The sequence below is a fragment of the Candidatus Methylomirabilota bacterium genome (genome assembly GCA_036002485.1).
Classification (GTDB): domain Bacteria; phylum Methylomirabilota; class Methylomirabilia; order Rokubacteriales; family CSP1-6; genus AR37.
Genome location: DASYTI010000105.1, coordinates 1 through 13,917 on the forward strand (window position 1 = coordinate 1; position 13,917 = coordinate 13,917).

The following is a 13,917-nucleotide window of genomic DNA, read 5'->3' on the forward strand; positions in this document are numbered from 1 at the left end:
TCCCTCCGCGAAAGGCTACGGCGTGGCCGTCAGCGGAAGGGCGGCGATGGATACTAGTCGCCCCTTGTCCCCTCGGCGATACGAGTAGAAGAGATCGTCCCGGCAGCCGGTGCACAGGCGCGGATTGGCGATGCGGTCACCACGCATTCCCGCGTTTCGGAGCTGCTCTTCATTGGCCGCCCAGAGGTCGAGCATCCACTTGCCGCCTCCCTTGCTCCTCACCCATGATCCCCAGCGCCCGGGAAAGGCAGCGTCCAGGCGGGCCACCACGGGCTTGTCCACCTCGTAACAGCAGGGCCCGATGGAGGGTCCGATGGCCGCGAGGAAATGCTCGGGCTCGCCGCCGGCGCTCCTGAGCGCGTCCACCGCGGCCCGCGCGACGCCCTGTACCGTGCCGCGCCAGCCGGCATGCACGGCGGCCACCCGGCGCCCCTCGGGATCATAGAGAAGCACAGGCACGCAGTCGGCGGAAAACACCGCGATGGGCAGCCCGGGCTTGTCGGTCATCAGTGCGTCGGCCTGCCCGGCATGGCCTCCATCGCTCACGTGCGCCACGCTCGCTCCGTGCATCTGCTTGAGGAAGGCGGACGGCTGCACGGCCAGCGCATTGGCCTCGAGGAGGACCTGGGCTCCGGCGCCAAGCGGCGGGCCGGGCTCCCTGAAAGCGCTGATACCGGGAAAGTGGCGCGTCGTGAAGAGATGCGGCAGTCCGGCCTCCTCGAGCAGCGAGCAGAGGTAGTGACTTGGCGGATCGCCGCGAAAATCGGGAGCGGTCATGACCCCCATTCTCTCACGGAGCCCCGCACCCTTCGCGCAGCCAGAGACCTGCAGGCGGCTCAAAAAGGTCCAGATGCGAGGCGGCGAGGGCGGCGGCACCCCGAGGCGTACTCTCTGTACGTTGAGCGGGTGCCGCCGCCCTCGCCAACGAAGCAGATGGGCCTTTTTCAGCCGCCTGCGACCTGGGCGGTGCAGTGACCGCACCGCGTCGCCTTGACAGGGATCGGCATGAGGCAGAGCGGACACGGTCGTGTCGTCACGGGAGCGGGAGCGGGTGGGAAGAGCCGGGTGACCTGCCTGATGAAAAGGAAGACGGCGAAGGCGACGATGACGAAGTCCACGATGGACTGCAGGAAGGCGCCATAGTTGAGCGTGGGGGCGCCCGCTGCCTTGGCCGCGGCCACCGTCGGATACTTCGTGCTCGTCAGACTGATAAAGAGGCTGGACACATCGGCCTGGCCCAGGAGCAGACCGATGGGCGGCATGAGAATATCGCCCACGAAGGACGCGACGATCTTGCCGAAGGCCGTGCCTATCACCACGGCGATGGCGAGCTCCACCACATTGCCCCGCATGATGAACTCTTTGAACTCTCTCAGCATGTGGCCCTCCTCTCGCGCGGGCAACGGGCTGGCCTGGATCATTCGCGAGACAACGCCACCCTCACCCTGCCCTCTCCCTCTCCGAGGGAGAGGGATTCATTTTTATCCCTGCCCCCGAAGGGGGAGAGGGCAGGGTGAGGGGGAGGCCCGGATGCGGTACGCGCCCTCGTGAATGGTTTGCGCTAGTCGGCCTGCCTCCTCAAAAAAGCCGGAACATCCAGGTCCTCTTCGGTCGGCATGTCGGCATCGGCGCGGGCATCGGCCGGCACCCGCCGCCGCCAGTGATTGGCCGGGGCGGCGGCGCCGCTTCGGGGAGCGCGGGCCATGTCCACGACCTTCCCGGCGGGCTGGTTGGACTCCTTCCGCTCGATGAAGCCGGTGGCGATCACCGTGATCCGCACCTCGTCCTGGAGGCTCGGGTCGATGACGGCACCGAAGATGATGTGGGCCTCTTCGTGTCCCGCCTCCTGGACGATCCGCGCCGCCTCCTCCACCTCGTGCAGGGAGAGGTCGGGGCCGCCCGTGAAGTTCATGAGGATGCCGCGCGCGCCGTCTATCGAGGTCTCATCGAGGAGCGGGCTCGCCACGGCCTTCTGCGCGGCTTCGACCGCCCGGTGCTCGCCCTTGCCCACGCCCGTGCCCATGAGGGCCATGCCCATGCCCGCCATGATCGTGCGGACGTCGGCGAAGTCGAGGTTGATGAGCCCGGGCACGAGGATGAGATCCGAGATGCCCTGCACGGCCTGGAGCAGCACTGTGTCGGCGATCCTGAAGGCTTCGACGAGCGGGGTGCCGCGATCCACCACGGCGAGGAGCCGCTGGTTGGGAATCGTGATGAGCGTGTCCACCACGCCGCGCAGCTCGGTCAAGCCCGCCTCCGCCTGCTGCGCGCGGCGCCGGCCCTCGAAGGCGAAAGGCTTGGTGACGACGGCGACGGTGAGGATGCCCAGCTCCTTGGCCGTCGCGGCCACGATGGGCGCCGAGCCCGTGCCCGTGCCGCCCCCGAGGCCCGCCGTCACGAAGACCATGTCGGCGCCCTCGAGGAGCTTCTTGATCTGCTCGCGGTCTTCCAGAGCGGCATTCTTGCCGATCTCGGGATCGCTACCGGCGCCCAGCCCCTGGGTCAGTCGCGCCCCGAGCTGGAGCTTGATGGGAGCGGGCGAGGCGCGGAGGGCCTGCGAGTCCGTATTCGCCACGATGAACTCGACGCCGGTGAAGCGGGCCTCCATCATGCGGTTGATGGCGTTGGATCCGCCGCCGCCAAGTCCGATGACTTTGATCTTGGCGTTGTCCCTCGCCTCCTCGAGCTCGAATACCGGCCGCCCTGCCCGTGGATGCTCCATCGGCTCCTCCTTGACCGACCTGCGTGAGTACTGTGGTCGGCCCCGCGGCAGCTGGAGGAAGAGCTCCCCCTGCCCCGGGGGCCTGGGCCCCTTGCTAGAAGAGTTCACCGAACCAGTCCCTCAGCCGTCGTCTCATGCCCGACCCTGAGGTCGCGCCTGCCTCCTCGGCGGCTCCGCCGGCGCGCCGCCCGCGAGCGCCGTAGAGAGCGAGCCCCACCCCCGTAGAGTGGATGGGGCTCTGGACCACATCGTGGAGCCCGCCGATGCCCGTGGGCAGCCCGCGCCGCACGGGCAGGTCGAAGATCTGCTCGGCCAGCTCGGGCACTCCCTGCATGATGGCGGTGCCGCCGGTGACGACGACGCCCGCCGCCGCCGCGTCCTCGAGGCCGGCCTTGGCGAGCTCCCGCGCCACCAGCGTGAAGATCTCCTCGACGCGCGGTTGGATGATCTCCGAGCAGATCTGGCGGGACAGCTCCCGCGCCTTGCGCCCGCCCACGGAGGGCACGCTGATCACCTCGTCCTCGCGGACGAGAGCGGTGAGGGCGCACCCATGGCGCTTCTTGAGCTCCTCGGCTTCCGCGGTGGGCGTGCGCAGGCCGACCGCGACATCGTTGGAGATGTGATCGCCGCCCAGGGGCAGGATGCCCGTGTACCACACGGCGCCATCGCGGAAGAGGGCCGCGTCGGTGGTGCCGCCGCCCAGATCGATGAGGAGGATGCCCAGCTCCTTCTCTTCCTCGGAGAGCACGGCCTCCGCGGAGGCGAGCGGCTCCAGCACGATGTCCTGGACCTGCAGCCCCGCGCGGTTGACGCTCCGGACCACGTTTCTCACGGAGGAGGTGGCCCCGGTGACGAGGTGGACCTCCACCTCCAGGCGGACGCCCGACATGCCGAGGGGCTCCTTGACGCCGTCCTGATCATCGACGAGATAGGTCTGCGGCAGCACGTGGATGATCTCGCGGTCCTGGGGCAGGTTGATGGCGCGGGCGGCATCCAGGGCCCGCTCGACGTCGGCTTGGCTGACCTCTCGGTGCTTGCCCGAGACGGCGACCACCCCGCGGCTGTTGATGCCGCGGATATGCCCGCCCGCCACGCCCGCGATGACGCTCGCGATCTCGACTCCCGCCATCTCCTCCGCGTCACCCACCGCCTGCTTGATGCTCTCCACGGTCGAGTCGATATTGACGACCACGCCCTTGCGCAGGCCCCGGGAGGGGCTCGTCCCCACCCCGACGATGTCGAGGGTTCCGATGGACGACCACTCCGCGATGACGCAGCAGATCTTGGTCGTTCCCACGTCGAGCCCCGCGATGAGCTGCCGTCCTCTCGATCTCGCCATGGGCTCCCTACCTCGCCGCCGTTCTCAGCACGACCTGATCGCGGAAGCGCAGGTCGATGGACGCGACGGCCTGGTTGGTCGCGCGCAGCTGCGCGGCCACCCGCTGGAGGCGCCCGAGCCGGCCTTCCCAGTCGTCCCGGCCGAGCCTGACCTCGACGCCGTCCACCATGTAGAGCACGGGCCCCTCGGGCCGGCTGACGTCGACCTCGGAGATCTCGCTCAAGAGCGAGCTCTGCGCGCGCATGAGCGTACGTATGAGCGACAGTCCGGTGGCCATGCGGTCAGAGGGCACCCGGCCGATCGGCGCGAGGTCGGCGGGGCTCAGACCGGAAATCACGGGCGCCGCCACCACCACCGGGCGCGCCCCCGCCGACACCGCCACGCCGTGCTCGTCGACCCACACGAGCTTGCCCGCGGCCTGGACGAGCGTGAACGGGCGCCGCTCTTCGACGAGGAGGGTGACGCGGTTGGGAAAGGCGCGGATCAGCTCGACGTGGCGCACGAGCGGCAGGGCCTCGATGCCCGCCACGGCCCGGCGCGCGTCGAGCGTCCACAGATTCTGGCCCCGCGCGATACCCGAGGCCTTCACGATGGCGTCGGCGGAGAGATGCTCCTCCCCGATCACCTCCACGCGCTCCACCGCGAACGGGGCCGCGCCCAGCAGCCATCGCGACTCCCATGCCGCCGCCACCACGAGGAGCGCCCCCAAGAGGCTGGCGCCGCACCACGCCCCGACGCGACGCGCGCATCGGAGGGCGCGCTGGCGCTTTCGCTTGCGGTCGAGCCGCTGGCCGGTCATGGCGGCGAGTGGCTCCGCGAGGTCGCCGAGGCGCAGGGTCCCCCCGCGGGGCGAGAGGACGGCGCGACGGCCTCTCATGCCTCTCTCGATCTCACTTGTCCCCCATGATCCGGATCTCCGGCTCGAGGGTGAGGCCGAAGTGCGCCTGCACGCGCTCGCGGGTCATCTCCATCAGGGCCAGGATGTCCCCCGCCATGGCCCCACCCCGGTTGACGATGAAGTTGGCGTGCTTGGCCGAAATCTCGGCGCCGTTGAACCGCTTGCCCTTCAAGCCGACCTTTTCGATCAGGCGGGCCGCCACCTCGCTCTGCGGGTTCTTCCACACGCATCCCGCGGAGGCGAGGGCCAAGGGCTGGGTCGCCTTCTTCACCTTGAGGCGCTGCCGCATGTCCTTCTGGATGTCGGCCTGGGGGCGACGGTGGAGCTGCAGCCGCGCCCCCACCAGCACGGCTCCGGGAGGCGCGGAGAAGGCGCGGTGGCCGAAGCTGCCGTTGTTGGGCTTGAACTCGCCGAGGGTGCCGTCCGGATGCAGGAAGTACACGGCGGAGATGAAGTCGCCGATCCAGCCATCGGGCGTGCCCGCGTTCATGGCCACGGCGCCCCCGATGGTGGCGGGAATGCCCACCAGGCACTCGATCCCGCCGAGGTTCAGGGCGGCCGCCTCCCGGATCAAGGCGGAGAGACCCACCCCGGCGCCCGCCACGGCCTCCTCGCCATTGAAGTCGGCGCGCCCGAGGCAACCCTCGAGCTTGAGCACCACGCCACGGATGCCGCGGTCGCGGACCAGGAGGTTATTGCCGCCGCCCACGATCTCGACGGGCAGCTGCTCGCGCTCGGCGAAGCCCAGGGCCAGCCGGATGTCCTCGACGTCCTGGGGGACGATGAAGATGTCCGCGGGCCCCCCGATGCGCAAGGAGGTATGGAAGCTGAGGGGTTCCTTGAACCGCACCTCGCCCCGAATCTCTCCGAGCATTAGCTCCTCCTGTTGGACGGGTCAGGCATGTCGCCCAGGCGCGCGAGCAGCTCCGCCCCGAGCTGGCCCACATCGCCAGCGCCGAGGGTGAGCACGAGATCGCCGGGACGCGTGGATTCGGAGAGATAGTTGACGATGCCGGCGCGGTCCCCATCCATGTAGAGCACCTCGCGGTGTCCATGGGCGGCGATGCCGTCGGCGAGGTCGCGCGCATGGACGCCGGGAATCGGCGCCTCGCCCGCCGCGTAGATGTCCATCACGATCAGCACGTCGGACTGGTAGAACGCGGTGAGGAACTCCTGCCGCAGGGCTTGGGTCCGTGAGTACCGGTGAGGCTGGAATACCGTGATGACGCGCCGGTCGAACCCGGCCTTGGCGGCGGCCAGGGTGGCGCGAATCTCGGCGGGGTGATGCCCGTAGTCATCCACCACGAGGACGCCCGCGGCATCGCCGCGGATCTGGAAGCGGCGCTGAACGCCCGCGAAGGCGCTCAGGGCCTGCTGGATGCGCTCGAAGGGCACCTCGAGATCGAGGCCGACGCCGACGGCGGCGAGGGCGTTGAGCACGTTGTGGCGGCCCGGCACCTGGATGGAGATCGGCCCCAGGGTGCGGCCGCGCTGCAGGACCTCGAACTGGGACTGCACGCCCGAGAACGAGAGGCGCCGGGCCGTGAGATCGGCCCCCGACTCGAGCCCGTAGGTGATCACACGCTTCTCGATCTGGGGGATCATCTGCTGGATATTGGGCTGGTCGAGGCAGAGCACGGCCGAACCGTAGAACGGCACCTTGTTGACGAAGGCCAGGAAAGCCGTCCGGATCGCCTCCAGATCGGCGTAGTGGTCAAGATGCTCGGCGTCCACCGTGGTCACCACGGCGATGGTCGGCGTGAGCTTGAGGAAAGAGCCGTCCGACTCGTCGGCCTCGGCGACCAGAAACTCGCCGCGCCCGAGGCGGGCATTGGTGCCGAGCCCGTGGATACGACCGCCCACGACCACGGTGGGGTCGAGCCCCGCCGCGCCGAGCACCGCCGCCACCATGGAGGTGGTGGTGGTCTTGCCATGGGTACCCGCGATGGCGATGGCGTACTTGAGCCGCATCAGCTCCGCGAGCATCTCGGCCCGCGGGATGACGGGCACGCCGCGCTGCCTCGCCACCTGGACCTCGACGTTGTCGCGCGCCACCGCCGAGGAGTAGACGACCACGTGGGCGCCCTCGACATGGCTGGGCTCGTGGCTGACGAAGATCTTCGCCCCGTGTCGCTCGAGCCGCTCCACGATCTCGCCGCGCTTCAGATCGGAGCCGGTGACGCGATAGCCGAGGTTCAGCAGGACCTCGGCGATCCCGCTCATGCCGACGCCGCCGATGCCCACGAAATGAATCTGCTGGTACTTCTTGTACATGGGTCAGGCCGTCCCCGTGTGCTGAGAGATGTTCAGCAGGATGCCCGTCGAGAAGAGCGTCATGGTCAGGGCCGAGCCCCCGAAGGAGATGAAGGGCAGCGGGAGCCCCTTGGTCGGCAAGAGGCCCGTCACCACCCCCAGGTTCCCGAGCGTCTGGGTGGCGAGCATGACCGTGAGCCCGAGGGCGAGATAGGCGCCGAACGGCTCGGGCGCGCGGAGGCCGATGCGCAGGCCCCGCCAGACGAGGAGCGCGAAGAGCCCGACCACGACGAGGGCCCCCCCCGCCCCCAGCTCCTCGCCGATGATGGCGAAGATGAAATCCGTGTGCGACTCCGGCAGGTAAAAGAGCTTCTGCTTGGACTCGCCCAGGCCGCGCCCGAACCAGCCGCCCGAGCCCAGGGCAAGGAAGGACTGGATGATCTGGAAGCCGGCGTTCTGCGGATCGTTCCATGGGTTCATGAAGGCGGCCATGCGCCGGAGGCGATACGGCTTCATGGCGACGGCGATGGCGACCAGGGGAAGGGCTGCGCCGGCGACCAGACCCATGTGCCATGGCCGCGCGCCGCCGAGATAGGCCAGGGCCAGCGTCAACACCATCAGCACGACGGCATTGCCCATGTCGGGCTGCATCATGGTCAGTCCGGCCATGACCCCCGCCATGATGAGCGGGGGGAGCAGGCCCCGCCCGAAGCTCGCCATCGTCTCGCCCCGGCGCGCGATGAAGGAAGCCAGGTAGAGCAGGAGCGAGAGCTTGGCGAGCTCCACGGGCTGGAAGGACACGGGCCCGAGGCGTAGCCACCGCCGGGTGCCATTGATCTCCTGGCCGAATGGCGGAATGAGCACCAGCACGAGCAGCACGAAGGACAGCACGAGAAGCGGGGCCACCACGCGCTCGAGCCTCCGGTAGTCGAAGCGGAGCCCCGCGAAGAGCGCGATCATCCCCAGGCCTGCCCACACGCCCTGCTTTTTCAAGAAGTGCCCCGGATCGTGGAAGCGGTCGGCGGCCATGATGGCCGAGGCCGAATAGACCATCACCACGCCGATCGAGACCAGCGCGAGGACGATGCCGAAGAGCCAGAGATCGGGCGTGAGTCGCCGCGGCATTAGGTTCGTCCGGAGCTGGGGGGGAGCGAGCGCCGGTTTTCTTGGGGGTTGGCTCGGCTCGCTGTCTTGCTGGTCGCCTCGCCTGCGGCTGCGGCTCCTCCCGCGGGCTGCGCCTCACATGGCAGCCCCAGACCCCCCCACCGGTTCGTGGGCATCGCAAGCAGGTCCATGGCGGTCATCCGGCGAGCTCCCGGACGACGTTCTTGAACACTTCGCCGCGATGCTCGTAGTTGTCGAACATGTCGAAGGAGGCGCAGGCCGGAGAGAGGAGCACGACGTCGCCGATGCGGGCGGCCTCCCGCGCGGCCGCCACCGCCTCCTGCATGGAGCCCGCATCCTGGCACGGCACGCCGGCCGGCTCGAGCACCGCGCGCATCTGGCCGCGATCCACGCCGATGAGCACCGCGCGCTTCACGCGGCCGCGGGCGGCCTCGGCCAGAGGGGCGAAGTCTTGCCCCTTGCCCTTGCCGCCCGCGATGAGGATGACCGGCTCGGAGAAGCTCTCGAGCGCCTTGATGGTCGAGGCGACATTGGTGCCCTTGGAGTCGTTGTAGTAGCTCACCCCGCGCTCATCGAGGACGCGCTCGATCCGGTGCACCACCGCGCGGAAGGCCGCGATACCGCGCCGGATGCTCTCGGGGCTCAAGCCCGTCCAGAGGGCGCATGCGGTGGCGGCCAGCACGTTCTCGACATTGTGCTGCCCGCGGAGCGGGATGTCGGCGAGGGGGCAGATCTCCTCGACGTGGCCGTTCAGCTTGGCCACGATGGCGTCCCTCCGGACGAAGACGCCGTGGTCGAGCGCCCGCTGCCGGCTGAACCAGAGGACGGCCGCGCGGGTGCGGGGGGCGAGGGATGCCGTGACCGGATCGTCGGCATTGAGCACGGCACAGTCCGCCGGCGTCTGGTTGGCGAAGATCCTCGCCTTGGCCTCGAGGTAGCGCTCGACGGTCCCGTGCCGGTCGAGGTGATCCGGGGTGACGTTGAGCACGACGGCCACGCGCGGCCGTAGGTGCTCGATGGCTTCGAGCTGGAAGCTCGACGCTTCGGCGACGATGAGGCCGTCGGCCGGGAACTCGAGCGCGCGGGCGGACAGGGGCGTGCCGATGTTGCCGCCCACGAGGACGGGTCTCACCGTCCCGCCCACGAGCTCGCCGGTGAGGGTCGTGGTGGTGGTCTTGCCATTGGTGCCGGTGATGGCGATGAGATCGGCTTCCATGACGCGCCAGCCGAGCTCGAGCTCGCTGATGACGGGTACGCCCCGGCCGCGCGCGGCCTCGAGCACGGGCAGCTCGAGGGGCACGCCCGGACTGACCACGACCAGCCGGGCGCCGTCGAACGCGGCCTCCGGATGACCGCCCACCCAGAGGCGGCAGCCGAGCGGCTCGAGCTCCTGGGCCTCGCGGGACAGCGACTCCCGAGGACCTGCGTCCGAGGCGAGGACACGGCCGCCGAGGCGCCGGATCAGACGCGCGGCGGCCACCCCGCTCCGCGCCAGCCCCACCACGGCCACGATGCTCTCGGCCAGCCACTGCCGGTAGCCCTGGCCCCGCTCGCCCGTCATGTGATCCTCGTCCGTCGCATCGGCCGTGAGCGCGATCACCGGCCTACCTCAGCTTGAGCGTCGTCAGGGCGAGAAGCGCCAGCATGAACGAGACGATCCAGAACCGCACGATGATCTTGGGCTCGGGCCATCCCTGCATCTCGTAGTGATGATGGAGCGGGGCCATGCGAAAGAAGCGCTTGCCCGTGAGCTTGAAATAGACGACCTGGATGATGACGGAGGCGGCTTCGACCACGTAGAGCCCGCCGATGAGCGGGAGAAGCAGCTCCGCCTTGGTCAGGACGGCGAGGGTCCCGATGGCGCCCCCGAGGGCCAGAGACCCGACGTCGCCCATGAAGACCTGGGCCGGGTAGCTGTTGAACCAGAGAAAGCCCACGGCCGCCCCCACCAGCGCGCCACAGAAGATGGTCAGCTCGCCCGTGCCCTTGACGTTCAGGATCTTGAGATACTCGGCCGCCCGGAAATTGCCCGTGAGATAGCAGATGACGGCGAAGGCCCCGCCCGCCATGACGATGGGACCCACGGCCAGCCCATCCAGACCGTCCGTGAGGTTGACGGCATTGGACGATCCCACGATCACGAGGAGGGCGAAGGGAATCCAGAGCCAGCCCAGGGTCAGGAGCCATCCTTTGAAGAAGGGAATGGCGAGTCCCGTGGTGAAGCCGTCGGGGGGCCAGAGATACAGCCATCCCATGAGCGCCGTGACCAGGACGATCTGAGCACCGAACTTCTGCTTGGCCGAGATGCCTTTCTTGGTCCGGAGCTTTCTCCAGTCGTCGAGGAGGCCGATCACCGCGAAGCCCGCCGTGGCCAGGATGAGCACCCAGACGTACCGGTTGTGGAGATTGGTCCACAAGAGGGTCGAGATCAGGAGCGCGGCCAGGATCACGAGCCCGCCCATGGTCGGCGTGCCCGCCTTGCTGCGATGCCGCTCCGGCGTGTCCTCGCGGATGGTCTCGCCGCCGTGCTGGAGGGCCCGCAGCCGCCTGATCAGCCAGGGGCCGAGGACGAAGGAGATCACGATCGCCGTCACCGTGGCCATGGCCGTACGGAACGTGATGTAGCGGAAGACGTTGAAGACGATGCTGTCCTTGGCCAGCGGCACGAGGAGGTCGTACAGCATCAGCCATCCTCCCCTCCGAAGCGGGCCATGAGGCTATCCACGACGCGCTCCATGCGCATGCCGCGCGAGCCCTTGATCAGCACGGCATCCCCCGGGGCCAGGCGCTTGAGGAGCAGCGCGACGGTGTCCTCGAAGGTCCCCGCGTGATGGCTCTCGCCGAGCCCCGCCTCGCGCGCCGCCTCGACCGCCGTCCCGCTCCAGGGTCCGAGCCCGATGAACTCGGCGGCGCCGGAGGCCGCCACGGCCCGGCCCATCTCCCGGTGCTCGACGGCGGCGATGGGTCCAAGCTCGAGCATGTCGCCCAGCACCACCACGCGGCGGCGGCCGCCCGCCGAAGCGTGGAGCGTCTCCAGGGCGGCCCGGACGGACACGGGATTGGCATTGTAGGTATCGTCGAGAATGCGCAGCGTCCCCGCGCGGCGCCACACACAGCGTCCCTTGACCGGCCGCGCCGCCTCGAGTCCGGCGGCGATCTTCTCGAGAGGAAGCCCGAGGGCGACGCCCACTCCGGCCGCGGCCAGGGCATTCGTGACATTGTGGCGCCCGGAGAAGCGTAGGCGAACCGGATGCCGTCCCTCCACCGTCTCGAGCTCGAAGGCGACGCCCTCGGGCGACTCGCTGACCGGCCTTACCGCACGAACGTCGGCGGGGCCCCGGGCGCTCACCGTCCACACCCGAGCCCGGGTGAGCGCGGACATGGCGAGCACGCGCGGATCGTCGGCGTTCAGCACGGCGGCCCCCTCCGCGGGCAAGGCCCGGATGAGCGCGCTCTTCTCGAGCTGGACGTCATCGAGCGAGCCCAGGAACTCCGTGTGCGCGCTCGATACGGTGGTGACGGCGGCGATGGTCGGCCGGGCGATCTGGGCCAGGCCCGCGATCTCTCCGGGGTGATTCGTGCCGATCTCGAGGGCCGCCGCCTTGTGCTCCGCGGTGAGCTTGAGGAGCGTGAGGGGCAGGCCCCACTGATTGTTGAAGCTCGACTCGGGCTTGAGCACCGGGCCCAGCGTCGCCAGCACGGCCGCCATCATCTCTTTGGTCGTCGTCTTGCCGTTGGAGCCGGTCACCGCGGCCACGGGGAGCGAGAAGCGCGCCCGGTGCCAGGCGCCCAGACGTCCCAGCGCCCGCGTCGTATCGTCCACGAGGACCACGGGCACGCCCGGCGGCAAGTCGTCGGACACCGTGTCGACCACGAGGCAGGACGCGCCTTTGCCAACGGCATCCCGCACAAACGCGTGGCCGTCGAGGCGCTCGCCCCGGATGGCGAAGAAGGCCTCGCCGATGCCGAGGCCGCGGCTGTCTATCGACACGCCGCCCACGGCGATGCCGAGATCCCCACCGAGGAGCGCGCCCCCGGTGCCCCGGACGATGTCTTCCACGCTGAATGCCGGCATGCGCTGTCCTATTTCCCGATCTCCCGGAGCACGGCCCGGGCGATGGCACGGTCGTCGAAGGGGAGGACCTCGGTGCCGACGATCTGATATGTCTCGTGGCCCTTGCCGGCGATGACGACCACGTCGCCAGCCCTGGCCCAGGCGAGGGCGCTGCGGATTGCGGCCTTCCTGTCGGGAATTGTCTCATGCCGGTCCACGACCAGGCCGCCCGGTATGCCAGCGGCGATCTCGGCGATGATGGCTTCCGGCCGCTCGGTGCGCGGATTATCGGAGGTGATCCACACGCGGTCACAGAGACGCGCGGCGATCCCCCCCATGAGCGGCCGCTTGCCTCGGTCGCGATCACCGCCGCAGCCGAACACCGCGCCCAGCCGTCCCCCGGGCGCGACCAGCTTTCGCGCGGTCTCGAGCGTCCGCTCGAGCGCGTCAGGCGTGTGCGCGTAGTCGACCACCAGCAAGAATGCCTGTCCCGCCTCCACCCGCTCGAAGCGTCCGGGCACCGAGGTCACCGAGGCGAGCGCCGTGGCGATGCTGGCCGGGGCCACGCCGAGAGCCACCCCGACCCCCGTGGCCGCGAGCAGGTTCATCACGTTGTGCTCGCCGACCAACGGTGAGGTGATCTCCACGTGGCCCACGGGCGTCCGCACGCTCATGCGGATGCCCTCGGCGCCGGAGGTCCAGCGCGCCGGGCGCACGTCGGCGCGCCCGCGGATGGCATAGGTCACGGTGCGCAGCGGCAGGTCGGCGACCATGGAGAGCCCGGCGGGGTCGTCGGCGTTGACGACGGCGGCGCGATCCCGCTTGCTGCCCGCGGCCACCAGCTCGAAGAGCCGGCGCTTCGCGTGCCGGTAGGCCTCCATGGTGACGTGAAAGTCCAGGTGATCCTGGGTGAGGTTCGTGAAGACCGCCACGTCGAACTCGGTGCCGTCGATGCGCGAGAGGGCCAGGGCGTGGGACGACACTTCCATGGCGAGGGCGGCGACCCCGACGTCGAGCATCCGACGCATGAGGGACTGAAGCTCGACGGCTTCGGGGGTCGTCTGGCCGGCGGCCACGCGCTCGGCTCCGATCCGGTACTCGACGGTGCCGATGAGACCGGTCTCGAGCCCGCGCGCTCGCAGCAGGGCATCGACCATGAACGACGTCGTGGTCTTGCCATTCGTGCCCGTGATGCCGACGACGATCAGCGAGCCCGAGGGATGGCCGAAGTAGGCGTCAGCCAGGCGCGCGAGGGCCGCCCGGGAGGACGGGACGAGGACACGCCCCGTCGGCTTGCCTTCGAGCACGTCGGCGCCCTCGAGAACCACGGCGACCGCGCCGCGGGCCAGCGCATTTTCCACGAAGCGCCGGCCATCCTGCTTGAGTCCGGGGATGGCGACGAAGATGTCCCCGGGCACGACTTTTCGCGAGTCGTAGGCTACGCCGGAGACCGTGGGGGGCAGCGCGCCCCGCACTTGCTTCTCCGGCAGCGCGTCGAGGAGAGCCGTGATGGGCACTTGGGCGGC

General features: G+C 69.6%; 12 protein-coding genes. All 12 read right to left on the bottom strand.

All coding sequences use genetic code 11. The annotated features are described in order from the left end of the window. Nucleotides 1–15: 15 nt before the first annotated feature. Nucleotides 16–777, bottom strand: coding sequence for a peptidoglycan editing factor PgeF (gene pgeF, locus VGT00_10110; protein HEV8531757.1), 762 nt, complete (start codon nt 775–777; stop codon nt 16–18). A 167-nt stretch (nt 778–944) separates the two neighbouring features. Beyond that, entirely contained in the window at nt 945–1,379 is a 435-nt protein-coding gene (mscL, locus tag VGT00_10115) for a large conductance mechanosensitive channel protein MscL (GenBank protein ID HEV8531758.1), read from the bottom strand. Between the two features lie 182 nt (nt 1,380–1,561). Then, complete coding sequence (gene ftsZ, locus VGT00_10120) at nt 1,562–2,722, bottom strand: cell division protein FtsZ (GenBank protein HEV8531759.1); 1,161 nt, start codon at nt 2,720–2,722, stop codon at nt 1,562–1,564. Between the two features lie 94 nt (nt 2,723–2,816). Beyond that, entirely contained in the window at nt 2,817–4,061 is a 1,245-nt protein-coding gene (gene ftsA / locus VGT00_10125) for a cell division protein FtsA (protein ID HEV8531760.1), read from the bottom strand. A 7-nt stretch (nt 4,062–4,068) separates the two neighbouring features. Beyond that, nucleotides 4,069–4,938 carry a cell division protein FtsQ/DivIB gene (locus VGT00_10130; protein HEV8531761.1) on the bottom strand — a complete coding sequence of 290 codons (870 nt, stop codon included), beginning with the start codon at nt 4,936–4,938 and terminating at the stop codon, nt 4,069–4,071. A gap of 13 nt (nt 4,939–4,951) precedes the next feature. Continuing rightward, the gene (gene murB / locus VGT00_10135) at nt 4,952–5,833 is read right to left on the bottom strand and encodes a UDP-N-acetylmuramate dehydrogenase (protein ID HEV8531762.1); all 882 of its coding nucleotides are present in this window, start codon (nt 5,831–5,833) and stop codon (nt 4,952–4,954) included. Continuing rightward, nucleotides 5,833–7,233, bottom strand: a complete 1,401-nt coding sequence (gene murC / locus VGT00_10140) for a UDP-N-acetylmuramate--L-alanine ligase (GenBank protein HEV8531763.1) — start codon at nt 7,231–7,233, stop codon at nt 5,833–5,835. The genes murB and murC overlap by 1 nt, the downstream gene beginning before the upstream one ends. A gap of 3 nt (nt 7,234–7,236) precedes the next feature. After that, nucleotides 7,237–8,337 carry a putative lipid II flippase FtsW gene (gene ftsW, locus VGT00_10145; GenBank protein ID HEV8531764.1) on the bottom strand — a complete coding sequence of 367 codons (1,101 nt, stop codon included), beginning with the start codon at nt 8,335–8,337 and terminating at the stop codon, nt 7,237–7,239. A gap of 175 nt (nt 8,338–8,512) precedes the next feature. Next, nucleotides 8,513–9,937: a UDP-N-acetylmuramoyl-L-alanine--D-glutamate ligase gene (gene murD / locus VGT00_10150; protein HEV8531765.1), complete on the bottom strand. Its 1,425-nt coding sequence runs from the start codon at nt 9,935–9,937 to the stop codon at nt 8,513–8,515. 4 nt (nt 9,938–9,941) lie between these two features. Continuing rightward, entirely contained in the window at nt 9,942–11,021 is a 1,080-nt protein-coding gene (mraY, locus tag VGT00_10155) for a phospho-N-acetylmuramoyl-pentapeptide-transferase (protein HEV8531766.1), read from the bottom strand. After that, nucleotides 11,021–12,412, bottom strand: a complete 1,392-nt coding sequence (gene murF / locus VGT00_10160) for a UDP-N-acetylmuramoyl-tripeptide--D-alanyl-D-alanine ligase (protein ID HEV8531767.1) — start codon at nt 12,410–12,412, stop codon at nt 11,021–11,023. Before murF ends, mraY begins: the two co-directional genes overlap by 1 nt. A gap of 8 nt (nt 12,413–12,420) precedes the next feature. Then, nucleotides 12,421–13,908: a UDP-N-acetylmuramoyl-L-alanyl-D-glutamate--2,6-diaminopimelate ligase gene (locus tag VGT00_10165; protein HEV8531768.1), complete on the bottom strand. Its 1,488-nt coding sequence runs from the start codon at nt 13,906–13,908 to the stop codon at nt 12,421–12,423. Between the last annotated feature and the right edge of the window lie 9 nt (nt 13,909–13,917).